Raw genomic sequence first — 26,843 nt, forward strand, 5'->3', positions numbered from 1 at the left:
CAGCCTTTGTCATTTGTGCAACAAGCAAAAAGTAATCCTCACTCGAGCCTGTTGACCGTTTACGAGTTGAAGATAAACTTTTCAATCGCGACGGCGACGCCGTGGTCGTCGTTGCTCGCTGTGATGTGATCCGCCAGTTTCTTGGTTTCTTCCATTGCGTTGTCCATCGCAATGCCAAGGCCAGCGAATCCAAGCATATGGTGGTCGTTTTCAGCATCACCCATACAGATCACTTCTTCCGCCGTAATGCCTAAGTGTTTAGCTATTGCTTCAATGCCGACACCCTTGTTTGATTTTGGGTTTAAGAACTCTAAGAAGAATGGTGCACTTTGCACGATAGTAAACTGAGTCTTAAGCTCTTGTGGCAACTTGCTGATGATTTCAGTCAGCTTGCTTGGTTCAGCGACAATCATAGTTTTGATGATTTCGTGGTCATCTTCTAGCTTTGAAAAGTCGAACTCGGTAATTTCTAAGCCGTTGATGCGCGCTTCAATAGCCGTGTACTCATTATTTTCAGGCGTGATTAAGCCATGAATTTTACTGAAGGCATGAACGTAACCGCCAAGTTGCTGGGCAAGTACTGCGATCTCTTTCGCGGCTTTACCATTGCTGATTTCACTATGAATGAGTTCTTTTGTAGAGACATTTTGAACCATAGAGCCGTTGTAGAAGAGCACAAAGTCATCTTCGCCGTTGATTGAAAGCTCGTCTAACTTACTTTGCATACCTTCTAAAGGGCGACCTGAAGCCAGAACCACTTTCACACCTGCAGCTCGTGCTTTAGCAATCGCGTCTTTATTCTCTTGAGAAATCACTTTGTCACTGTTGAGCAGCGTGCCATCCATATCAAGAGCAATCAGTTTGTACATGTTGTTCCTTACTAAAAAATTAAAAGCTAACGAAATCTAATGGGCGAAAGGATAAGGGAACTTGAAAGTTCAGGCTAGGGCTTTGATCAACTCATTTATCAGTACTCATTTGTTTGACCAAAAGGAGCAAGTGCTTTAAGGTCTGCGGTTGATTAATTTCATCAAATGATTGAGCTGAGGGTAAGTTGTACAAGATTAATGAAATGTTTGAAACCATCCAAGGTGAGGGCGTGTTTACGGGCGTTCCTGCTGTGTTTGTTCGTCTACAAATTTGCCCAGTAGGCTGTTCTTGGTGTGACACCAAACAGACGTGGGAAGCATTACCTGAAGATGAAACGAGCCTTGGCGATATCATGGTTAAGACAGAGGATTCACCGACTTGGTCTGCAATTGATGCTCAAGGCATCGTGAATGAATACATCAAGCAAGGTTACACGGCTAAGCACATTGTGATTACCGGTGGTGAGCCGTGCATTTATGATCTTGTCCCTCTTACTGAAGCATTTGAGCAACACGGTTGTCGCTGTCAGATTGAGACCAGCGGAACATCAGAAGTCAAAGCAACAATTGACACTTGGGTTACGGTGTCACCAAAAGTGGCAATGAAAGCCAAGTTGGATATCCTTGATAGCGCACTCGTTCGTGCGAATGAAATCAAACACCCTGTTGGTACAGCTAAAGATATCGAGCAACTAGATGCTCTTATTGCTAGAGCCGATGTTCCTGAAAATACAGTCATTGCACTTCAGCCGATTAGCCAAAAAGAACGTGCAACGCAACTGTGTATTGATACTTGTATTGAGCGTAATTGGCGCTTATCAATCCAAACTCACAAGTATTTGAGCATCGCATAAGTTGCATTTGTTTGCTGGCCTAGATAAGTAGTTAGTAAAAGATTCTCGTAAGGATTTAAGATGAAAAAAGCAGTTGTAGTATTCAGTGGTGGTCAGGACTCAACAACGTGTCTTGTTCAAGCATTAAAAGAGTACGATGAAGTTCATGCAATTACGTTTGATTATGGGCAGCGCCATAGACTTGAGATTGAAGTTGCTGAGTCATTGTCGAAAGAGCTTGGTGTTAAAGCGCACAAAGTGATGGATGTGACTCTGTTGAATGAACTGGCTATCAGCTCTCTGACTCGTGACGATATTCCTGTGTCTCATGAGTTGCAAGAAAATGGGCTGCCGAACTCATTCGTCCCTGGTCGTAATATTCTGTTCTTAACTTTGGCAGGTATTTACGCGTACCAAATCGGCGCTGAAACTGTGATTACTGGTGTGTGTGAAACAGATTTCTCTGGCTATCCTGATTGCCGCAATGATTTTGTAAAAGCGATGAATTCTGCGCTTGTACAGGGCATGGACCAGAAGCTTGATATCAAAACCCCATTGATGTGGCTGAACAAAGCTGAAACATGGGCGTTGGCAGACCAGTACTCAGCACTTGAGCTTGTTCGAAATAAAACACTGACTTGTTACAACGGCATTATAGGGGATGGTTGTGGCGACTGCCCCGCGTGTGAACTGCGTAAAGTTGGCCTTAACGATTACCTAGGTGATCGTGAAGGTATTATGACTGAGTTGGTCCGCAAGCAGGGTGAGAATAAATAACCTTTGGTAAATCAATCGGTTCATTATAAGCATCAATGATGCAGTTTCGGCCGTTACTCTTTGCTTGATACAGCGCCTGGTCAAGCACTGAATATAAGTCATCAAAGTCACTTAATGCGTTTGAGGTTGCTAGATAAGCAAAACTCGCGGTTACATTAAGTGGCTTTTTGTTTTCTGATAAGAAAACTGCACTTGAAATGGCATAATGTAACTCCTCTACACGCTCTTGTACTTCAGCTGGTTTTGTATCAGTAAGCATAATCAGAAATTCTTCGCCGCCTAAGCGCCCGAACAGCTCACCTTTAATTAAATGTTGTCTTATTTGCTGACTTATATGAACGAGTGCTCTATCACCAGTAGGGTGGCCATATTGGTCATTAATTTTCTTGAATTTATCTAGATCGAGCAAAACGAGAACATGTTGTTTTTCTGTTCCTTTGCAGGCTTTGATACGCTTGACTCTTCGTATTATCTCGGTCCGACTATACGCCTTTGTCATGGCATCGATTGCTGCTTTCGCACGAATGGCCTTATTTGTGAAGATCATAAAGCTAGCCGCACACAGCAATAGAATAACAATGATGTTATACACCATCCTTTGATGTTCCATCTTTTCGATTTGAAGTCGGTCTAAATTTGCTTGATGTCTCAGGAAAGAACTCTCTAGTTCTTTTTCGTACCTAGCATGAGCTAGATCTAGTGCTTCAAAAGCCAACCTGTTATCTATATCTCGGGTTTCGAACTGTATTAAGGAGTATCGCTGATAGAAATAGAAAGCTTGCTTGTAATCGCTGAGTGTTTGATGAATATCAGATAGTTGAAGTAGTGCTTGAGCGGTGTACTTGTGTCTTGTGACTAATTCGGATAGCTCCAAAGCTTGTTGTGCATAATTGAGCGCTTCCGCTTTAAGTTTTTGATCTTCGAACATATCGCTGATTGCCAAGAAAGCGTTGATTCGAATGACATCGTTGTTTAGCTTGCTTGAAGCCGATAGAGACTCTACTAAGTAGTCTCTCGCCAAATCATAGTTCTTCGTCTGCGTGTATGCCTTTCCTAAACCAAGAGTTGTTAGCGCAATGCCGTAGCTATGAGATGATGTAGCCAACAGTGCTTTTGCTTTTTGAAAGTGATTAATTGCTAGGTCACTTTGTCCTTGGTTAAGGTAAAGATCTGCAAGGCTATGATGAACTTGTGCTTTCATCAAATCAGAAGCATCCGATCTCAGAGCGAGTGCTTCTATGAGGTACTCAGCCGATTTATCATATTGCTGTAACTCTTTGAGCAAATTACCCACATCGTTATAGATCCCCGAAATATCGTGTCCTTGTGGGAACACGCTTATCAGTGATAGGTAAGTATCTAGCGCGGCTTGATAATCGCTGCGGAAATGGTGATTGTTAGCGATCACTCGATAAGTGCCAAATTTTGGTAATACAGGGTCAGCAATGTCATGTAAATCCGACTGAAGTGCAGAACAATAATAGTTCGCTTGATGATATTTAGCTTGCTCATTGAGAGAACGACATAATTGGTATTTTAATAATGCTCTACCTGTAACATCGTTGATTGATTGCATTTTTACTAATATGGACAAAAAGCCTTGCTGAGCTTCCTTATACAGGCCTTGACCATCGTCCACTAGGGCATTGATAAATGCTTGTTCTATTGCTTGGTATTCACTGTCGTTTGAAGCTATTCCATAAAACGGTTGTTCGCGCTGGCTCATATATTGATATAGAAGTGCCGAAAGGTAGAGCTTATCCCCGTAGGTTGTTGAGCTAGTGTAACGTGTTTGCAGCATGTTCAATGCGCGCGAAGGGGAATGAGTTAGAGTCGAGAGATAGAGTGCGTTCCAATCAGCATTTGGAGTTGTGTGGGGAGCTAATGCCGAGGAGCTAATTGTTGGATAAGATTCATGATCCGATGTTGATGCTTGGCTAAAAGAATAAAGATTGATGAAAAGCAAAAAGGCAATGAAAATGGAGTGAATCACGAGATAATATCAATCAGATAAAGAACGATATTCTATTGTTAGTTTGATGTTGCTTCAATTTTTTTGGCAGGTTGATGGTTTTTTATGTGAGGTAAATCTCTAATTCTCAATGGCTTATTATGGGTAACCGGTCGTACGCTATGTACGACCGATCTTGGAAGCTAGATGTATAATTTCGCTAGATCAGAAGGCTCAAGCTCTTTGCCTTCCAATGTTGCATTCCAGTTAGTACCGACAAGAACGCCATCTTCAGCTAGGGTCAGTAACCAATCTTCTACAAAGATATCTAGTGGGATTTCTAATACTTCGAAGTCTGCCCACTCTTCAACGTTGTGAGTCTGAGCGTCCTCTTTTGAAGACCAGAACGGCATCACTTCACTGTTTTCGAATTCACTTGAGTCACATGCTAGCCAACCTTCTTCGTTGCGAAGGCCCCATACCAGTTTAGTTTCTTGCGTTTCAGAAACGAAAAGTTCTAGATTTGCTTGAGTATCAGCGGTTAGTTTGCTCATGAATAATTTCTCTATGTTGATAACGAGACAAGATTAACATTATACAAGGGTTAGGTATATGCCGATCACGGTATTATAAGGATACTGAAACGTTTACGTAACGTTTCAGTATGATTGGAGTGAGGCTGAATCTACTTACCAATTTTAGTAAATATATGCCACTCTTCCTTGATGTTACCTTTAAATCCAACCACAGAGGCTACAACTTTTCTGTTCAGTGCATGGTTAGTCTCGGTGTCATTATCACGGAAACCTACATCACCGTACCCTACGGTGTAGGCTCTAGATGGCGGAATGCCATTGCTGATAAGCGCACGCCTTACATTGTTTGCTCGCTTTTCTGATAGTTTCAGATTGTATTCGGCATTACCTACTTTACTGGCATAACCTTGCAATTGAATACTTGTATTCTCGTAACGTTTTAGAAACGCGGCCATTTGGCGGATTTGGCCCAGGAATACAGGTTTGATTTCTGCAGAATCGTTAGCAAACAAAATGTGAAGTTCTTTTTGTTCACTGGACTCGAAATAAGAGCCACATCCATCATTATCTATCTCAGCGCCTTTTTGTGTATCAATACATAAATCGCGAGCGTTAATTACGCCATCATTGTCGTCATCTTCGAGATCATAACTCTGTGTGATCTCGGGAAGTGTACGATAAGTGAACTCATCATTTGTTTCAGCCATGATGTTGGAAGAAGCAACCACGAAGCATAGTGGGAGTATCGTTTTGAAGAGCTTCATTAATATTCTACCTTTTCGTTCCATTCTTGAGGGGTCTCAACACGTAACCCTGTCAACAAATTACCTGTCGCATTCATGACTCTGTATTTTGCGTATTGTACGTCATACTTAGCATCCAAAAATCCCTTACGGGCTTCGAAGAGTTCATTTTCGGTGTTAAGTAAATCGAGAAGAGTACGCTTACCAATTCGGTACTGTTTTTCGTAAGAGATAACGGTATCAGATGCTGAATCTACGTGATCTGACAAGAAATCTTTTTGCTGGACGGTTAAGTCAAGTGCGCTCCATGAAAGGCGTAAGCTTTCTTCTACATTGCGGTAAGTACTCTCACGTAGGTCTTTTGCTTTATTGAGTTGATAAGCGGCACTTTCGGCACGGTCTTGATCGGCTCCACCGTTATAGAGATTGTATTTTAAGCGAAGCATCGCAGAAAATTCATCGCTGCTGCCTTTCGTACCACCCGCATCATCACGCCACCTTTGAGCGGCTTCAAAAGAAATAGTCGGGTAGTTGGTACTCTTAGACTGTTTGTATTGAAACTTCGCTGAATCTACGTCAGCTTGTGCAATTTTGATAACCGGGTGTTGGTTAAAGGCTTTTGCCAAAGCACCGTCGATCGTATAAGGAATAGAACCTGCATCAGCGCGTGGATATACTAAGCCTAGTGGGGCTTGGCCAACAAGGCGTTTGAATTGAGTATGGGCATCAAATAAATTATTTTGTGCTGCTAGCAAATTACCATGCGCTTTTGCAATACGAGCTTCTACCTGAGACATGTCTGCCGTAGATCCAATGCCTGAATCAACTCGTTTCTTGATATCTATATAGATATTTTTGTGCGTCGCCAGATTGTTTTCAGAAAGTGTAAGCACTTCATAAGCTTTAACTGAATCAAGATAGACTTTGGTTACTTGCAGTGCAATATCTTGAGCGCTAGATAGTAATTGATAACGGACAGATTCTGCATCAGCAGCGGTACGATCAATGTCGTTAGAAGTATTCGCGCCATCCCAAATGAGTTGTGTCAACGTAATTGCTGCTTCTTTACGCGTTAGATCTGTTGAGCTCGAATTCGTTGCCAAATCCGTATATTCGTAACCAATGCCACCGTCTAAATCTATACTCGGGCGGTAAGCTCCACCAGAAGCATCGTTAAGGTAACGTTGACTAACGTACTGGTTATATGCCGCTTTGATTTCAGGGTTACTTTCTAAAGTAAACGCGACGGCTTGCTCTAAGGTTTGTGCGCTAGCCGGTAAACTGAGTGCAATAGCCAACCCTAATGTAGTCGTTTTAATCCAGTTCAATTTCAATCTCCCAAAAATGGAGTATCACCTAATTTTGTCGCTTTTAAGCTCGAATATATCAAATTTAGATGAACCGCCAAAAAAATAACGAATGCCCAATGAGCATTCGTAAATGGTTGTAAAGTTGTTAACCGATCGCCGTACAATTTAAGTCGATTTTGAGTACTTAAATTTGATTTGAGTGTTTGGGTTATCTTTCCCTAAGACAATAACTTATATGGAAGTTTTCGTCATCTTAATTATCACTCAGTGACCGTTATCATTCGTTTACATTGTAAGTTATTAAAGATGCAATTCATAGCTAGGAATTATATGACATTAGATGTTATATTGTCACTAGATTATAAAATTGATGTCACTATTTTGACGTTGCAAACAGAAAATGAGTTTAGGGATTTATATGGACATGACAGTATTGAATGCGAGCGGTGCATTAGCATTAGGTCAACGCATTGTTATTTCGATAGATGGCACAATCAAGGTCCTAGAAGACGGCCAGCCATTACAAGCTGGGGATGTCGTTTTAGAATCCCAAAATGCAAATTCTGAATCTCAGATTTCAGTTAAGCGCTTTACGCCAGAAGGGAAAGATGGCGATGAAGTCGATCTTGACCAAGATATTGAAAATATTTTTGCCGCTTTAGAAGAAGGGCAAGATCCTACAGAGTTAGGCGAAGAGTTCGCAACTGCTGCTGGTGTACGTGGATCGAGCTTAGTTAGCAGTGGGACAATTGAGCGTGATGGTGACGAAACCATCCCCGTTACCGAATTTGTAACAACAGGTTTCGAAGGCCTGGGGTTGTCTCGTACTCAAAGCTTAAGTTTACTTGATTTATTCCGTTCAATTGAAGTTGAACCAACAGTAAGTATTGAAGACAGCCAAATTATCAATGAAGGCTCAACAGCAATTTTCGAAATAAGTCTAAGTAAAGCTGCGTCAGGTGATGTCAGCATTACGCTAGAGACGTTATACGGAACAGCAACAGCGGACGACATCACAAGTGTTGTTGTGAAAAATGCCGTAGGTAACGTAGTAACACCAAACGCTGACGGCTCTTACACCGTAAAAGCGGGTGAAACTAAGCTGGTTGTTGAAGTCGCGACCAAAGACGACGGCACGTTCGAAGGTGACGAGAAACTGAGCCTGAAAGTAACGGGCGCAACCGGCGTGACGGGAACAGGTACCGGTGAGCTGACCATTAAAGATGATGGCACAGGCCCTGTTGACCCGACTAATCCCAATCCAGATGACCGCCCAACGGTGAGCATCGAAGACAGCAAAGTTATCAACGAAGGCTCGACCGCAAGTTTCGATGTGAGCTTAAGCAAAGCGGCATCAGTCGATGTGAGCATAACGCTAGAAACCCTTTACGGTACCGCGACCGCAGACGATATCACCAGCATCGTGGTGAAAGATGCCGCAGGTAACGTAGTGACACCGAACGCCGACGGCTCCTACACCGTTAAAGCGGGAGAAACGAAACTCGTTGTTGAAGTCCAGACCAAAGACGACGGTACGTTCGAAGGCGATGAGAAGCTGAGCCTGAAAGTGACTGGCGTAACGGGTGCAACTGGCACGGGTACGGGCGAACTGACCATTAAAGATGACGGCACAGGCCCGGTTGACCCGACCAATCCCAATCCAGATGACCGCCCAACGGTGAGCATTGAAGACAGCAAAGTCATCAACGAAGGCTCGACAGCAAGTTTCGATGTGAGCTTGACCAAAGCTGCATCAGTCGACGTGAGCATAACGCTAGAAACCCTTTACGGTACCGCGACCGCGGACGATATCTCCAGCATTGTGGTGAAAGATGCCGCAGGTAACGTAGTGACGGCGAATGCCGATGGCTCTTACACCGTAAAAGCAGGTGAAACTAAGCTGATCGTTGAAGTGGCGACCAAAGACGACGGCACGTACGAAGGTGATGAGAAATTGAGCCTGAAAGTGACCGGCGCCACGGGAGTGACAGGCACGGGAACTGGTGAGTTGACCATCAAAGATGACGGTACAGGTCCAGTTGACCCAACCGATCCGACTCCACCAGTAAACCCAGACGATCGCCCAAGTGTGAGCATCGAAGGCAGCAAGAGCATCAACGAAGGCTCAACAGCGAGCTTTGACGTAACGCTAACCAAAGCGGCAGTGGTGGATGTGACGGTTGATATTGAAACGCTTTACGGCACAGCGACGGCAGACGATATCACCAGCGTTGTGGTGAAAGATGCCGCAGGTAACGTAGTGACACCGAACGCTGATGGCTCTTACACGGTGAAAGCGGGTGAAACTAAACTGACCGTAGAAGTGGCGACCAAAGATGACGGTACGTACGAAGGTGATGAGAAACTGAGCCTGAAAGTGACCGGCGCGACAGGCGTAACGGGCACCGACAGCAGTGATCTAACCATCAAAGATGACGGTACAGGTCCAGTTGACCCAACCAATCCGCCAGTGAATCCAGATGACCGCCCAAGTGTGAGCATTGAAGACAGCAAGAGCATCAACGAAGGCTCAACGGCGAGCTTTGACGTGACGTTAACCAAAGCGGCAGCGGTGGATGTGAGCGTTACACTAGAAACGCTTTACGGTACAGCGACGGCGGACGACATCACCAGCATTGTGGTGAAAGACTCGGCGGGTAATGTTGTATCGGCGAACGCGGACGGCTCTTACACGGTGAAAGCGGGTGAAACTAAGCTGACCGTAGAAGTGGCGACCAAAGACGACGCGACGTACGAAGGCGACGAGAAACTGAGCCTGAAAGTGACGGGCGCAACAGGCGTGACGGGCACCGACAGCAGTGATCTAACCATCAAAGATGACGGCACAGGTCCAGTTGACCCAACCAATCCCAACCCAGACGATCGCCCATCGGTGAGCATTGAAGACAGCAAGAGCATCAACGAAGGCTCGACAGCAAGTTTCGATGTTAGCTTGAGCAAAGCTGCATCAGTTGATGTGAGCGTAACGCTAGAAACCCTGTACGGAACAGCAACAGCGGACGACGTCACAAGTGTTGTTGTGAAAGATGCCGCAGGTAACGTAGTAACACCAAACGCTGACGGCTCTTACACCGTAAAAGCGGGCGAAACTAAACTGACCGTAGAAGTGGCGACCAAAGACGACGCTACATACGAAGGCGACGAGAAACTGAGCCTGAAAGTGACGGGCGCAATGGGCGTGACGGGCTCCGACAGCAGTGAGCTAACCATCAAAGATGACGGCACCGGCCCAGTTGATCCAGGTAAACCTACAGACAACGATAAACCAACGCTAACGGTTGGTGACGCGGCGCCAGTGGTTGAAGGCCAAAGCGCCAGCTTTACCGTGAGCCTGTCGAACGCGGTCGACGCCGACCTGACGTATAAGTTCGATTTGGACGTGAGCGACAGTGCTGAGATCGCAGACTTTGTAGCCACGGGCGGCAAAGTAATGCTGAACGTAAGCTACACGGTGGACGGTCAAACGGTGAACACCACCGTAGAAAATGGCAAGACGTTGAGCATCCCAGGCAACGCAACGGGCATGACCGTCGCCGTAGCAACTCAAGATGACCCCTACCTAGAAGGGACAGAAAACTTCAAATTAAGTGTCAATGTTAGTGGGACTGTTGGGGATGCTAGCAATGCTCTAAATATATCTGATGTTGGTACAGGAACTATCACTGACGAAAGCGCGCCAACGGGCGAAGACACCGTGACGGTCACGCTCAACGGCCCAGACAGCATCGTGGAAGGCGCAACCAGCACCGATTACACGGTGACGTTAAGCGACAAGGTGCCAGCGGGCACGGTGATCACCTTAGCGTACGAATACAAAACGGCGTCGGGCGACGACATCGTTGAGACGCTGCAAGCGACCGTCAATGCCGACGGCACGACGGCGACGTTCAACATCGCCACGGTGGACGACAAACTGGCGGAAGGCAGTGAAACGTTCGTTGTGAAAGTGACGGGCGTGAAAACGTCGGGCGGCGCGGATGTGTTCGAGAAACTGAACCTGACGGGCGCGAGCAAAGAGACGAGCATCACTGACGAAAGCGCGCCAACGGGCGAAGACACCGTGACGGTCACGCTCAACGGCCCAGACAGCATCGTGGAAGGCGCAACCAGCACCGATTACACGGTGACGTTAAGCGACAAGGTGCCAGCGGGCACGGTGATCACCTTAGCGTACGAATACAAAACGGCGTCGGGCGACGACATCGTTGAGACGCTGCAAGCGACCGTCAATGCCGACGGCAAGACGGCGACGTTCAACATCGCCACGGTGGACGACAAACTGGCGGAAGGCAGTGAAACGTTCGTTGTGAAAGTGACGGGCGTGAAAACATCGGGCGGCGCGGATGTGTTCGAGAAACTGAACCTGACGGGCGCAAGCAAAGAGACGAGCATCACTGACGAAAGCGCGCCAACGGGCGAAGACACCGTGACGGTCACGCTCAACGGCCCAGACAGCATCGTGGAAGGCGCAACCAGCACCGATTACACGGTGACGTTAAGCGACAAGGTGCCAGCGGGCACGGTGATCACCTTAGCGTACGAATACAAAACGGCGTCGGGCGACGACATCGTTGAGACGCTGCAAGCGACCGTCAATGCCGACGGCAAGACGGCGACGTTCAACATCGCCACGGTGGACGACAAACTGGCGGAAGGCAGTGAAACGTTCGTTGTGAAAGTGACGGGCGTGAAAACGTCGGGCGGGGCGGATGTGTTCGAGAAACTGAACCTGACGGGCGCAAGCAAAGAGACGAGCATCACTGACGAAAGCGCGCCAACGGGCGAAGACACCGTGACGGTCACGCTCAACGGCCCAGACAGCATCGTGGAAGGCGCAACCAGCACCGATTACACAGTAACGTTAAGCGACAAGGTGCCAGCGGGCACGGTGATCACCTTAGCGTACGAATACAAAACGGCGTCGGGCGACGACATCGTTGAGACGCTGCAAGCGACCGTCAATGCCGACGGCAAGACGGCGACGTTCAACATCGCCACGGTGGACGACAAACTGGCGGAAGGCAGTGAAACGTTCGTTGTGAAAGTGACGGGCGTGAAAACGTCGGGCGGCGCGGATGTGTTCGAGAAACTGAACCTGACGGGCGCGAGCAAAGAGACGAGCATCACTGACGAAAGCGCGCCAACGGGCGAAGACACCGTGACGGTCACGCTCAACGGCCCAGACAGCATCGTGGAAGGCGCAACCAGCACCGATTACACGGTGACGTTAAGCGACAAGGTGCCAGCGGGCACGGTGATCACCTTAGCGTACGAATACAAAACGGCGTCGGGCGACGACATCGTTGAGACGCTGCAAGCGACCGTCAATGCCGACGGCAAGACCGCGACGTTCAACATCGTAACGGTGGACGACAAACTGGCGGAAGGCAGTGAAACGTTCGTTGTGAAAGTGACGGGCGTGAAAACGTCGGGCGGCGCGGATGTGTTCGAGAAACTGAACCTGACGGGCGCGAGCAAAGAGACGAGCATCACTGACGAAAGCGCGCCAACGGGCGAAGACACCGTGACGGTCACGCTCAACGGCCCAGACAGCATCGTGGAAGGCGCAACCAGCACCGATTACACGGTGACGTTAAGCGACAAGGTGCCAGCGGGCACGGTGATCACCTTAGCGTACGAATACAAAACGGCGTCGGGCGACGACATCGTTGAGACGCTGCAAGCGACCGTCAATGCCGACGGCAAGACCGCGACGTTCAACATCGCCACGGTGGACGACAAACTGGCGGAAGGCAGTGAAACGTTCGTTGTGAAAGTGACGGGCGTGAAAACGTCGGGCGGCGCGGATGTGTTCGAGAAACTGAACCTGACGGGCGCAAGCAAAGAGACGAGCATCACTGACGAAAGCGCGCCAACGGGCGAAGACACCGTGACGGTCACGCTCAACGGCCCAGACAGCATCGTGGAAGGCGCAACCAGCACCGATTACACAGTAACGTTAAGCGACAAGGTGCCAGCGGGCACGGTGATCACCTTAGCGTACGAATACAAAACGGCGTCGGGCGACGACATCGTTGAGACGCTGCAAGCGACCGTCAATGCCGACGGCAAGACGGCGACGTTCAACATCGCCACGGTGGACGACAAACTGGCGGAAGGCAGTGAAACGTTCGTTGTGAAAGTGACGGGCGTGAAAACGTCGGGCGGCGCGGATGTGTTCGAGAAACTGAACCTGACGGGCGCAAGCAAAGAGACGAGCATCACTGATGAAAGCGCGCCAACGGGCGAAGACACCGTGACGGTCACGCTCAACGGCCCAGACAGCATCGTGGAAGGCGCAACCAGCACCGATTACACAGTAACGTTAAGCGACAAGGTGCCAGCGGGCACGGTGATCACCTTAGCGTACGAATACAAAACGGCGTCGGGCGACGACATCGTTGAGACGCTGCAAGCGACCGTCAATGCCGACGGCAAGACCGCGACGTTCAACATCGCCACGGTGGACGACAAACTGGCGGAAGGCAGTGAAACGTTCGTTGTGAAAGTGACGGGCGTGAAAACGTCGGGCGGCGCGGATGTGTTCGAGAAACTGAACCTGACGGGCGCAAGCAAAGAGACGAGCATCACTGACGAAAGCGCGCCAACGGGCGAAGACACCGTGACGGTCACGCTCAACGGCCCAGACAGCATCGTGGAAGGCGCAACCAGCACCGATTACACAGTAACGTTAAGCGACAAGGTGCCAGCGGGCACGGTGATCACCTTAGCGTACGAATACAAAACGGCGTCGGGCGACGACATCGTTGAGACGCTGCAAGCGACCGTCAATGCCGACGGCAAGACCGCGACGTTCAACATCGCCACGGTGGACGACAAACTGGCGGAAGGCAGTGAAACGTTCGTTGTGAAAGTGACGGGCGTGAAAACGTCGGGCGGCGCGGATGTGTTCGAGAAACTGAACCTGACGGGCGCAAGCAAAGAGACGAGCATCACTGACGAAAGCGCGCCAACGGGCGAAGACACCGTGACGGTCACGCTCAACGGCCCAGACAGCATCGTGGAAGGCGCAACCAGCACCGATTACACAGTAACGTTAAGCGACAAGGTGCCAGCGGGCACGGTGATCACCTTAGCGTACGAATACAAAACGGCGTCGGGCGACGACATCGTTGAGACGCTGCAAGCGACCGTCAATGCCGACGGCACGACGGCGACGTTCAACATCGCCACGGTGGACGACAAACTGGCGGAAGGCAGTGAAACGTTCGTTGTGAAAGTGACGGGCGTGAAAACATCGGGCGGCGCGGATGTGTTCGAGAAACTGAACCTGACGGGCGCAAGCAAAGAGACGAGCATCACTGACGAAAGCGCGCCAACGGGCGAAGACACCGTGACGGTCACGCTCAACGGTCCAGACAGCATCGTGGAAGGCGCAACCAGCACCGATTACACGGTGACGTTAAGCGACAAGGTGCCAGCGGGCACGGTGATCACCTTAGCGTACGAATACAAAACGGCGTCGGGCGACGACATCGTTGAGACGCTGCAAGCGACCGTCAATGCCGACGGCAAGACGGCGACGTTCAACATCGCCACGGTGGACGACAAACTGGCGGAAGGCAGTGAAACGTTCGTTGTGAAAGTGACGGGCGTGAAAACGACGGGCGGCGCGGATGTGTTCGAGAAACTGAACCTGACGGGCGCAAGCAAAGAGACGAGCATCACTGACGAAAGCGCGCCAACGGGCGAAGACACCGTGACGGTCACGCTCAACGGCCCAGACAGCATCGTGGAAGGCGCAACCAGCACCGATTACACAGTAACGTTAAGCGACAAGGTGCCAGCGGGCACGGTGATCACCTTAGCGTACGAATACAAAACGGCGTCGGGCGACGACATCGTTGAGACGCTGCAAGCGACCGTCAATGCCGACGGCAAGACGGCGACGTTCAACATCGCCACGGTGGACGACAAACTGGCGGAAGGCAGTGAAACGTTCGTTGTGAAAGTGACGGGCGTGAAAACGTCGGGCGGCGCGGATGTGTTCGAGAAACTGAACCTGACGGGCGCAAGCAAAGAGACGAGCATCACTGACGAAAGCGCGCCAACGGGCGAAGACACCGTGACGGTCACGCTCAACGGTCCAGACAGCATCGTGGAAGGCGCAACCAGCACCGATTACACGGTGACGTTAAGCGACAAGGTGCCAGCGGGCACGGTGATCACCTTAGCGTACGAATACAAAACGGCGTCGGGCGACGACATCGTTGAGACGCTGCAAGCGACCGTCAATGCCGACGGCAAGACGGCGACGTTCAACATCGCCACGGTGGACGACAAACTGGCGGAAGGCAGTGAAACGTTCGTTGTGAAAGTGACGGGCGTGAAAACGACGGGCGGCGCGGATGTGTTCGAGAAACTGAACCTGACGGGCGCAAGCAAAGAGACGAGCATCACTGACGAAAGCGCGCCAACGGGCGAAGACACCGTGACGGTCACGCTCAACGGCCCAGACAGCATCGTGGAAGGCGCAACCAGCACCGATTACACAGTGACGTTAAGCGACAAGGTGCCAGCGGGCACGGTGATCACCTTAGCGTACGAATACAAAACGGCGTCGGGCGACGACATCGTTGAGACGCTGCAAGCGACCGTCAATGCCGACGGCACGACGGCGACGTTCAACATCGCCACGGTGGACGACAAACTGGCGGAAGGCAGTGAAACGTTCGTTGTGAAAGTGACGGGCGTGAAAACGTCGGGCGGCGCGGATGTGTTCGAGAAACTGAACCTGACGGGCGCAAGCAAAGAGACGAGCATCACTGACGAAAGCGCGCCAACGGGCGAAGACACCGTGACGGTCACGCTCAACGGTCCAGACAGCATCGTGGAAGGCGCAACCAGCACCGATTACACGGTGACGTTAAGCGACAAGGTGCCAGCGGGCACGGTGATCACCTTAGCGTACGAATACAAAACGGCGTCGGGCGACGACATCGTTGAGACGCTGCAAGCGACCGTCAATGCCGACGGCAAGACGGCGACGTTCAACATCGCCACGGTGGACGACAAACTGGCGGAAGGCAGTGAAACGTTCGTTGTGAAAGTGACGGGCGTGAAAACGACGGGCGGCGCGGATGTGTTCGAGAAACTGAACCTGACGGGCGCAAGCAAAGAGACGAGCATCACTGACGAAAGCGCGCCAACGGGCGAAGACACCGTGACGGTCACGCTCAACGGCCCAGACAGCATCGTGGAAGGCGCAACCAGCACCGATTACACGGTGACGTTAAGCGACAAGGTGCCAGCGGGCACGGTGATCACCTTAGCGTACGAATACAAAACGGCGTCGGGCGACGACATCGTTGAGACGCTGCAAGCGACCGTCAATGCCGACGGCACGACGGCGACGTTCAACATCGCCACGGTGGACGACAAACTGGCGGAAGGCAGTGAAACGTTCGTTGTGAAAGTGACGGGCGTGAAAACATCGGGCGGCGCGGATGTGTTCGAGAAACTGAACCTGACGGGCGCAAGCAAAGAGACGAGCATCACTGACGAAAGCGCGCCAACGGGCGAAGACACCGTGACGGTCACGCTCAACGGCCCAGACAGCATCGTGGAAGGCGCAACCAGCACCGATTACACAGTAACGTTAAGCGACAAGGTGCCAGCGGGCACGGTGATCACCTTAGCGTACGAATACAAAACGGCGTCGGGCGACGACATCGTTGAGACGCTGCAAGCGACCGTCAATGCCGACGGCAAGACGGCGACGTTCAACATCGCCACGGTGGACGACAAACTGGCGGAAGGCAGTGAAACGTTCGTTGTGAAAGTGACGGGCGTGAAAACGTCGGGCGGCGCGGATGTGTTCGAGAAACTGAACCTGACGGGCGCAAGCAAAGAGACGAGCATCACTGACGAAAGCGCGCCAACGGGCGAAGACACCGTGACGGTCACGCTCAACGGTCCAGACAGCATCGTGGAAGGCGCAACCAGCACCGATTACACGGTGACGTTAAGCGACAAGGTGCCAGCGGGCACGGTGATCACCTTAGCGTACGAATACAAAACGGCGTCGGGCGACGACATCGTTGAGACGCTGCAAGCGACCGTCAATGCCGACGGCACGACGGCGACGTTCAACATCGCCACGGTGGACGACAAACTGGCGGAAGGCAGTGAAACGTTCGTTGTGAAAGTGACGGGCGTGAAAACGTCGGGCGGCGCGGATGTGTTCGAGAAACTGAACCTGACGGGCGCGAGCAAAGAGACGAGCATCACTGACGAAAGCGCGCCAACGGGCGAAGACACCGTGACGGTCACGCTCAACGGCCCAGACAGCATCGTGGAAGGCGCAACCAGCACCGATTACACGGTGACGTTAAGCGACAAGGTGCCAGCGGGCACGGTGATCACCTTAGCGTACGAATACAAAACGGCGTCGGGCGACGACATCGTTGAGACGCTGCAAGCGACCGTCAATGCCGACGGCAAGACGGCGACGTTCAACATCGCCACGGTGGACGACAAACTGGCGGAAGGCAGTGAAACGTTCGTTGTGAAAGTGACGGGCGTGAAAACGTCGGGCGGCGCGGATGTGTTCGAGAAACTGAACCTGACGGGCGCGAGCAAAGAGACGAGCATCACTGACGAAAGCGCGCCAACGGGCGAAGACACCGTGACGGTCACGCTCAACGGCCCAGACAGCATCGTGGAAGGCGCAACCAGCACCGATTACACGGTGACGTTAAGCGACAAGGTGCCAGCGGGCACGGTGATCACCTTAGCGTACGAATACAAAACGGCGTCGGGCGACGACATCGTTGAGACGCTGCAAGCGACCGTCAATGCCGACGGCAAGACGGCGACGTTCAACATCGCCACGGTGGACGACAAACTGGCGGAAGGCAGTGAAACGTTCGTTGTGAAAGTGACGGGCGTGAAAACGTCGGGCGGCGCGGATGTGTTCGAGAAACTGAACCTGACGGGCGCAAGCAAAGAGACGAGCATCACTGATGAAAGCGCGCCAACGGGCGAAGACACCGTGACGGTCACGCTCAACGGCCCAGACAGCATCGTGGAAGGCGCAACCAGCACCGATTACACAGTAACGTTAAGCGACAAGGTGCCAGCGGGCACGGTGATCACCTTAGCGTACGAATACAAAACGGCGTCGGGCGACGACATCGTTGAGACGCTGCAAGCGACCGTCAATGCCGACGGCAAGACCGCGACGTTCAACATCGCCACGGTGGACGACAAACTGGCGGAAGGCAGTGAAACGTTCGTTGTGAAAGTGACGGGCGTGAAAACGTCGGGCGGCGCGGATGTGTTCGAGAAACTGAACCTGACGGGCGCAAGCAAAGAGACGAGCATCACTGACGAAAGCGCGCCAACGGGCGAAGACACCGTGACGGTCACGCTCAACGGCCCAGACAGCATCGTGGAAGGCGCAACCAGCACCGATTACACGGTGACGTTAAGCGACAAGGTGCCAGCGGGCACGGTGATCACCTTAGCGTACGAATACAAAACGGCGTCGGGCGACGACATCGTTGAGACGCTGCAAGCGACCGTCAATGCCGACGGCACGACGGCGACGTTCAACATCGCCACGGTGGACGACAAACTGGCGGAAGGCAGTGAAACGTTCGTTGTGAAAGTGACGGGCGTGAAAACGTCGGGCGGCGCGGATGTGTTCGAGAAACTGAACCTGACGGGCGCGAGCAAAGAGACGAGCATCACTGACGAAAGCGCGCCAACGGGCGAAGACACCGTGACGGTCACGCTCAACGGCCCAGACAGCATCGTGGAAGGCGCAACCAGCACCGATTACACGGTGACGTTAAGCGACAAGGTGCCAGCGGGCACGGTGATCACCTTAGCGTACGAATACAAAACGGCGTCGGGCGACGACATCGTTGAGACGCTGCAAGCGACCGTCAATGCCGACGGCAAGACGGCGACGTTCAACATCGCCACGGTGGACGACAAACTGGCGGAAGGCAGTGAAACGTTCGTTGTGAAAGTGACGGGCGTGAAAACGTCGGGCGGCGCGGATGTGTTCGAGAAACTGAACCTGACGGGCGCAAGCAAAGAGACGAGCATCACTGACGAAAGCGCGCCAACGGGCGAAGACACCGTGACGGTCACGCTCAACGGCCCAGACAGCATCGTGGAAGGCGCAACCAGCACCGATTACACGGTGACGTTAAGCGACAAGGTGCCAGCGGGCACGGTGATCACCTTAGCGTACGAATACAAAACGGCGTCGGGCGACGACATCGTTGAGACGCTGCAAGCGACCGTCAATGCCGACGGCAAGACGGCGACGTTCAACATCGCCACGGTGGACGACAAACTGGCGGAAGGCAGTGAAACGTTCGTTGTGAAAGTGACGGGCGTGAAAACGTCGGGCGGCGCGGATGTGTTCGAGAAACTGAACCTGACGGGCGCAAGCAAAGAGACGAGCATCACTGACGAAAGCGCGCCAACGGGCGAAGACACCGTGACGGTCACGCTCAACGGCCCAGACAGCATCGTGGAAGGCGCAACCAGCACCGATTACACGGTGACGTTAAGCGACAAGGTGCCAGCGGGCACGGTGATCACCTTAGCGTACGAATACAAAACGGCGTCGGGCGACGACATCGTTGAGACGCTGCAAGCGACCGTCAATGCCGACGGCAAGACCGCGACGTTCAACATCGCCACGGTGGACGACAAACTGGCGGAAGGCAGTGAAACGTTCGTTGTGAAAGTGACGGGCGTGAAAACGTCGGGCGGCGCGGATGTGTTCGAGAAACTGAACCTGACGGGCGCAAGCAAAGAGACGAGCATCACTGACGAAAGCGCGCCAACGGGCGAAGACACCGTGACGGTCACGCTCAACGGTCCAGACAGCATCGTGGAAGGCGCAACCAGCGCCGATTACACGGTGACGTTAAGCGACAAGGTGCCAGCGGGCACGGTGATCACCTTAGCGTACGAATACAAAACGGCGTCGGGCGACGACATCGTTGAGACGCTGCAAGCGACCGTCAATGCCGACGGCAAGACGGCGACGTTCAACATCGCCACGGTGGACGACAAACTGGCGGAAGGCAGTGAAACGTTCGTTGTGAAAGTGACGGGCGTGAAAACGTCGGGCGGCGCGGATGTGTTCGAGAAACTGAACCTGACGGGCGCAAGCAAAGAGACGAGCATCACTGACGAAAGCGCGCCAACGGGCGAAGACACCGTGACGGTCACGCTCAACGGCCCAGACAGCATCGTGGAAGGCGCAACCAGCACCGATTACACGGTGACGTTAAGCGACAAGGTGCCAGCGGGCACGGTGATCACCTTAGCGTACGAATACAAAACGGCGTCGGGCGACGACATCGTTGAGACGCTGCAAGCGACCGTCAATGCCGACGGCAAGACGGCGACGTTCAACATCGCCACGGTGGACGACAAACTGGCGGAAGGCAGTGAAACGTTCGTTGTGAAAGTGACGGGCGTGAAAACGTCGGGCGGCGCGGATGTGTTCGAGAAACTGAACCTGACGGGCGCAAGCAAAGAGACGAGCATCACTGACGAAAGCGCGCCAACGGGCGAAGACACCGTGACGGTCACGCTCAACGGCCCAGACAGCATCGTGGAAGGCGCAACCAGCACCGATTACACGGTGACGTTAAGCGACAAGGTGCCAGCGGGCACGGTGATCACCTTAGCGTACGAATACAAAACGGCGTCGGGCGACGACATCGTTGAGACGCTGCAAGCGACCGTCAATGCCGACGGCAAGACCGCGACGTTCAACATCGCCACGGTGGACGACAAACTGGCGGAAGGCAGTGAAACGTTCGTTGTGAAAGTGACGGGCGTGAAAACGTCGGGCGGCGCGGATGTGTTCGAGAAACTGAACCTGACGGGCGCAAGCAAAGAGACGAGCATCACTGACGAAAGCGCGCCAACGGGCGAAGACACCGTGACGGTCACGCTCAACGGTCCAGACAGCATCGTGGAAGGCGCAACCAGCGCCGATTACACGGTGACGTTAAGCGACAAGGTGCCAGCGGGCACGGTGATCACCTTAGCGTACGAATACAAAACGGCGTCGGGCGACGACATCGTTGAGACGCTGCAAGCGACCGTCAATGCCGACGGCAAGACGGCGACGTTCAACATCGCCACGGTGGACGACAAACTGGCGGAAGGCAGTGAAACGTTCGTTGTGAAAGTGACGGGCGTGAAAACGTCGGGCGGCGCGGATGTGTTCGAGAAACTGAACCTGACGGGCGCAAGCAAAGAGACGAGCATCACTGACGAAAGCGCGCCAACGGGCGAAGACACCGTGACGGTCACGCTCAACGGCCCAGACAGCATCGTGGAAGGCGCAACCAGCACCGATTACACAGTAACGTTAAGCGACAAGGTGCCAGCGGGCACGGTGATCACCTTAGCGTACGAATACAAAACGGCGTCGGGCGACGACATCGTTGAGACGCTGCAAGCGACCGTCAATGCCGACGGCAAGACGGCGACGTTCAACATCGCCACGGTGGACGACAAACTGGCGGAAGGCAGTGAAACGTTCGTTGTGAAAGTGACGGGCGTGAAAACATCGGGCGGCGCGGATGTGTTCGAGAAACTGAACCTGACGGGCGCAAGCAAAGAGACGAGCATCACTGACGAAAGCGCGCCAACGGGCGAAGACACCGTGACGGTCACGCTCAACGGTCCAGACAGCATCGTGGAAGGCGCAACCAGCACCGATTACACGGTGACGTTAAGCGACAAGGTGCCAGCGGGCACGGTGATCACCTTAGCGTACGAATACAAAACGGCGTCGGGCGACGACATCGTTGAGACGCTGCAAGCGACCGTCAATGCCGACGGCAAGACCGCGACGTTCAACATCGCCACGGTGGACGACAAACTGGCGGAAGGCAGTGAAACGTTCGTTGTGAAAGTGACGGGCGTGAAAACGTCGGGCGGCGCGGATGTGTTCGAGAAACTGAACCTGACGGGCGCAAGCAAAGAGACGAGCATCACTGACGAAAGCGCGCCAACGGGCGAAGACACCGTGACGGTCACGCTCAACGGCCCAGACAGCATCGTGGAAGGCGCAACCAGCACCGATTACACGGTGACGTTAAGCGACAAGGTGCCAGCGGGCACGGTGATCACCTTAGCGTACGAATACAAAACGGCGTCGGGCGACGACATCGTTGAGACGCTGCAAGCGACCGTCAATGCCGACGGCACGACGGCGACGTTCAACATCGCCACGGTGGACGACAAACTGGCGGAAGGCAGTGAAACGTTCGTTGTGAAAGTGACGGGCGTGAAAACATCGGGCGGCGCGGATGTGTTCGAGAAACTGAACCTGACGGGCGCAAGCAAAGAGACGAGCATCACTGACGAAAGCGCGCCAACGGGCGAAGACACCGTGACGGTCACGCTCAACGGTCCAGACAGCATCGTGGAAGGCGCAACCAGCACCGATTACACGGTGACGTTAAGCGACAAGGTGCCAGCGGGCACGGTGATCACCTTAGCGTACGAATACAAAACGGCGTCGGGCGACGACATCGTTGAGACGCTGCAAGCGACCGTCAATGCCGACGGCAAGACCGCGACGTTCAACATCGCCACGGTGGACGACAAACTGGCGGAAGGCAGTGAAACGTTCGTTGTGAAAGTGACGGGCGTGAAAACGTCGGGCGGCGCGGATGTGTTCGAGAAACTGAACCTGACGGGCGCAAGCAAAGAGACGAGCATCACTGACGAAAGCGCGCCAACGGGCGAAGACACCGTGACGGTCACGCTCAACGGCCCAGACAGCATCGTGGAAGGCGCAACCAGCACCGATTACACGGTGACGTTAAGCGACAAGGTGCCAGCGGGCACGGTGATCACCTTAGCGTACGAATACAAAACGGCGTCGGGCGACGACATCGTTGAGACGCTGCAAGCGACCGTCAATGCCGACGGCACGACGGCGACGTTCAACATCGCCACGGTGGACGACAAACTGGCGGAAGGCAGTGAAACGTTCGTTGTGAAAGTGACGGGCGTGAAAACGTCGGGCGGCGCGGATGTGTTCGAGAAACTGAACCTGACGGGCGCAAGCAAAGAGACGAGCATCACTGATCATGATGTAACTATCAAAGTCCACGATGCTGCGCCTGTAGATGAAGGAGATAAGGCATCATTCAAAGTTACATTAAATGAAGCTTCGTCTGAAAAACAGTATGTTAAATTTGAAGCGACAACGAATGGTTACGATACCGAATTTGATGATATTGATACCAATAGCCTAACTTACGAATATAAAGATAATAATGGTGTATTCCAGGTTGCTAATGTTGTAAATGGCTTTGTAGAAATCCCTGCTGGGATTACTGAACTTCGTGTGACGGTTCAAACCGTGCAAGACGATAAATTTGAATGGACTGAACGTTTTGGACTACACATTGTAGATACAAAATCTCAGGTCGGCGGAACGTCAAGTATTGATGAAGCTAATTCTGATCTGAAAGGCCAAGGTACAATTAAATTAGATCATACAGATAACCCTACGCTTACATTAACAAATGCTGATGCTGTTGATGAAGGAAGCACAGCCGTATTTGATGGGCATCTGTCGAAGGTGTCTGAAGCGTCTATTGATATGAAAGTCGAGTTTGAATTTTCTAATGGCGCTGGCAAAGCAAACCTTGCGGATTTAGCTTCAGACATTAGTAAGCCGTTTGCCGGGGTTACAGTCACTTATATTTCTGGCGGAATTATTAAGACTATTTCGGTGAATGAGGTGGATGGCACATTCACTCTTCCTGCTAAAGTTACGGATTTCAAAGTTAATGTAGATACAGTAAATGATAACCGCTTCGAAACATCAGAAGACTTTGGGATTAAGTTGAGTGAGATACCTTTCCAATCTTCAACTGATGCTAGTAAAGATGTAATCATTAATCACGGTCAGCATGGTGTATCAGCTACGGGCTCTATAAATGAAGACGCTTCTGATAAACCATCTGTAAATGTTGCTAATGCTCGTGCGGTAATTGAGGGGGGGGCTTTAGAGTATAGCGTTTTACTGACAGGTTCTTCTGATGTAGACGTGACATACTCATTTAACTTCCCAAATAGTAGTGATGTTAGAAAAGCAGACATTTCGTTTACGGATGGCGTTAAACTGAGTGCAGATAAGCAATCTATTATTGTGCCTAAAGGCGTATCTTACTTTAAAGTTATTGTTCCGACATTAGATGACGTTCTTGTAGAAAATACTGAAAATTACACGATTACTATTGGTGGTGATACTGGTACAGGTTCAATACTAGATAATGAAGTTGCACCTGTAATCAAAAACCAATCTGTCAGCGTTTCAGAAGAAGGCCTAGCGGGTGGTATCACAGATACTGGAGGTTTATCTACTGACTCTACGGATGGTCACTCTATACAGGGTAACCTTGTTATTACTGACGCTAATAACAACTTGTCTGACACCGTATTTAGTGAAACAAGCTCAATTAACATTACAACATCGACAGGTCAGCCTTTGACATCAGAAGGGCATACTATTGTTTGGGCGGTATCGCCTGATGGTCATGCACTAACAGGTACAGCCAACGGAAACGTTGTTATTGAAGCAACATTGGATCGTAATGGCCACTACGAGATACAATTGAAAGCTCCGGTGGACCACCCGAATATTAATGGTGAAGACAATTTAGTCATTCAGATCCCTGTCATTGCTAAAGACACTTCGGGGCTGAAGAGCTCAGGTGGTCAAATTACGGTTTCAATCGAAGATGATCAGCCAGTAGCAACAGATATTGATGTGGCAGTTACCCCAGAAACGAAATCAGATACAAATATTCAGTTGGTAATTGATGTATCTGGCTCTATGGGCTACGACTCCGATGTATCGGGTAAATCTCGTTTAGACATTTTAAAAGAGTCTCTTGCTAAGATGCTCCAGCAATATGACACGCTTGGCGATGTAAAAGTGCAAATCGTAACATTTACTGGGAACGCTAAACTCATACATGACGGCAGTAAATCTTGGTTCTCTGTTAGTGAGGCTATTTCACAAATTAACAAATTGAAACCTAAGAATAATACCGATTATGATGATGCTTTAGTTAAAGCCCGTACGTCATGGGATCATGATGAAGATAGTAGGCTCCCAGATGCGAATAATGTCAGTTATTTTATTACTGATGGAGTTCCAAATCAAAATGACAGGATAGATTCTTGGGAAGCTAAAGCTTGGACTAAACATTTAAACGAAAATGGTATCACCTCTCAAGCTATCGGTATAAAAGGAGGCAGTCTTGATAAAGGGCAAATTGATTTAGTTTCTCACGATGGTCTCACTGGAACTGATTCTTCAGCGATTGTTATTGGTACGTCGAACGAACTAACAGATATATTGACTCAGCCAATAATCCAAACGGTTACAGGTTCATTGGTAACTAATGGTGGTTTTGGCGCTGATGGTGGTTATGTTAGCCAGTTAGTGATTGATGGCGTTACTTTCAATTTTGATGGTACAACTATCCGTTCTACCGGACAGAACTCTAAGATCAGCTTTACCAAAAATGAATCAACAAACGAGTTAAAAGTCACGGTCGATGGCAAGTACACTTTGAGTATCGATATGGATACGGGTTCGTACAAGTTTGGGGGTAAACCACAAGCTAGACCTGAAACGGTAGACTTCGATTACACATTCAAAGATGGTGATGGTGATACAAGCAGTAGTAACATTTCATTCGATGTTATGGGTTCAAAAGGCAGCGTAGATGTGTCGTCTACAGGCAAGATGATCGATTCTGTTAAAGTTCTTCATGATAATTTGAGTTGGATAGGATCACCTGCCGTAACCAATGGGCAAGCGGGTTACAACAAGATTGTAGACAATGTTGATATTAATAAAGGCGTATCAATCAATGTTGGTGATGCTGGCGATGCTGTTTGGACTGGCCAGGGTGACGATGTCATTTATCTTGGCGACAGCCACGCTGTCTTGGACCAAAATACTGGGCAAGCATCTAACCAAGATGCGATAAATACTTATATTAAAGATGTTTTCACTCAAGGTCGCGATTCGAACGTAATACTTAACCCTAACCAAGGTGAAGATAGTGAGATGGCTGCTACTAATAATAGTACAGCAAACTTGGATGTTGCTCATGGTGGCGGTGGTAGTGACTATATCTACGGAGAAGGTGGCTCAGACGTTATATTTGGCGGGTCAGGCGATGACGTCATTGACGGCGGTGAAGGTACCGATGGCCTCCGAGGTGGAACGGGCAACGATACACTTAAAGGCGGAGCTGGAGATGATATTCTTATCGGTGGTATTGGTAACGATATTTTAACTGGCGGTAGTGATGATGATATCTTCAAGTTTGTCGACCAAGGTTCTGGTGTTCGTCATGGTGAGAAAGACACAATTACAGACTTTACTAAGGGTGATGATAAAATAGATATTTCCGATCTACTTCATACAGATTCTTCTGACAGTATTAATAGCCTACTTCAAAGCAGTAAGATTGGGATTTCTCTTGAAGGTGCTGACAATATGTCAACTGCAGATCTTAAGTTGACTGTGACAGATGGTGGAAAAACTCAGGAGATCATATTGCAAGATAGCGCTGAACAATTTGATAGTTATATCACTAACGGTTCCATCTCAGATGTGAATGGACTATTAAACGATATATTGAAAATCTACGACAACTAAACAAAAAGGGCCGAAAGGCCCTTTTTTTATATCTTAATTTAGTAAAGTAATCGCGCTTAAGAAGACCTTACATTGAGGTTGCAACGCCC

8 protein-coding genes are annotated in these 26,843 nt (G+C 50.9%); 3 read left to right on the top strand and 5 right to left on the bottom strand.

From position 1 onward, the window contains the following. Positions 1-59: 59 nt before the first annotated feature. Positions 60-869: a Cof-type HAD-IIB family hydrolase gene (locus Q5H80_RS06360; protein ID WP_304569278.1), complete on the bottom strand. Its 810-nt coding sequence runs from the start codon at positions 867-869 to the stop codon at positions 60-62. Between the two features lie 185 nt (positions 870-1,054). Here Q5H80_RS06360 and queE point away from each other — a divergent pair, with 185 nt between their 5' ends. Both queE and queC read left to right on the top strand, forming a co-directional pair. Beyond that, complete coding sequence (gene queE / locus Q5H80_RS06365; protein ID WP_369809710.1) at positions 1,055-1,723, top strand: 7-carboxy-7-deazaguanine synthase QueE; 669 nt, start codon at positions 1,055-1,057, stop codon at positions 1,721-1,723. Between the two features lie 60 nt (positions 1,724-1,783). Further along, complete coding sequence (queC, locus tag Q5H80_RS06370) at positions 1,784-2,479, top strand: 7-cyano-7-deazaguanine synthase QueC (RefSeq protein ID WP_304569280.1); 696 nt, start codon at positions 1,784-1,786, stop codon at positions 2,477-2,479. On the opposite strand, the gene Q5H80_RS06375 is transcribed toward queC, so the two are convergent. The 4 genes from Q5H80_RS06375 to Q5H80_RS06390 form a co-directional block, all read right to left on the bottom strand. Next, positions 2,439-4,472 carry a tetratricopeptide repeat-containing diguanylate cyclase gene (locus Q5H80_RS06375; protein WP_304569281.1) on the bottom strand — a complete coding sequence of 678 codons (2,034 nt, stop codon included), beginning with the start codon at positions 4,470-4,472 and terminating at the stop codon, positions 2,439-2,441. The genes queC and Q5H80_RS06375 overlap by 41 nt on opposite strands. Before the next feature lie 161 nt (positions 4,473-4,633). After that, the gene (locus tag Q5H80_RS06380; protein WP_017062305.1) at positions 4,634-4,984 is read right to left on the bottom strand and encodes a DUF2750 domain-containing protein; all 351 of its coding nucleotides are present in this window, start codon (positions 4,982-4,984) and stop codon (positions 4,634-4,636) included. Positions 4,985-5,115: 131 nt separating this feature from the next. Continuing rightward, positions 5,116-5,730, bottom strand: a complete 615-nt coding sequence (locus Q5H80_RS06385) for an OmpA family protein (RefSeq protein ID WP_304569282.1) — start codon at positions 5,728-5,730, stop codon at positions 5,116-5,118. Next, on the bottom strand, positions 5,730-7,037 hold the full coding sequence (locus Q5H80_RS06390) for a TolC family outer membrane protein (protein ID WP_304569283.1): 1,308 nt from the start codon (positions 7,035-7,037) through the stop codon (positions 5,730-5,732). Before Q5H80_RS06390 ends, Q5H80_RS06385 begins: the two co-directional genes overlap by 1 nt. Positions 7,038-7,437: 400 nt before the next feature. Between Q5H80_RS06390 and Q5H80_RS06395 the strand changes: the two genes are divergently transcribed. Continuing rightward, positions 7,438-26,754, top strand: a complete 19,317-nt coding sequence (locus tag Q5H80_RS06395; RefSeq protein ID WP_304569284.1) for a Calx-beta domain-containing protein — start codon at positions 7,438-7,440, stop codon at positions 26,752-26,754. Positions 26,755-26,843 lie beyond the last annotated feature (89 nt).

The sequence above is a fragment of the Vibrio sp. SNU_ST1 genome (assembly GCF_030563405.1).
Taxonomy (GTDB): domain Bacteria; phylum Pseudomonadota; class Gammaproteobacteria; order Enterobacterales; family Vibrionaceae; genus Vibrio.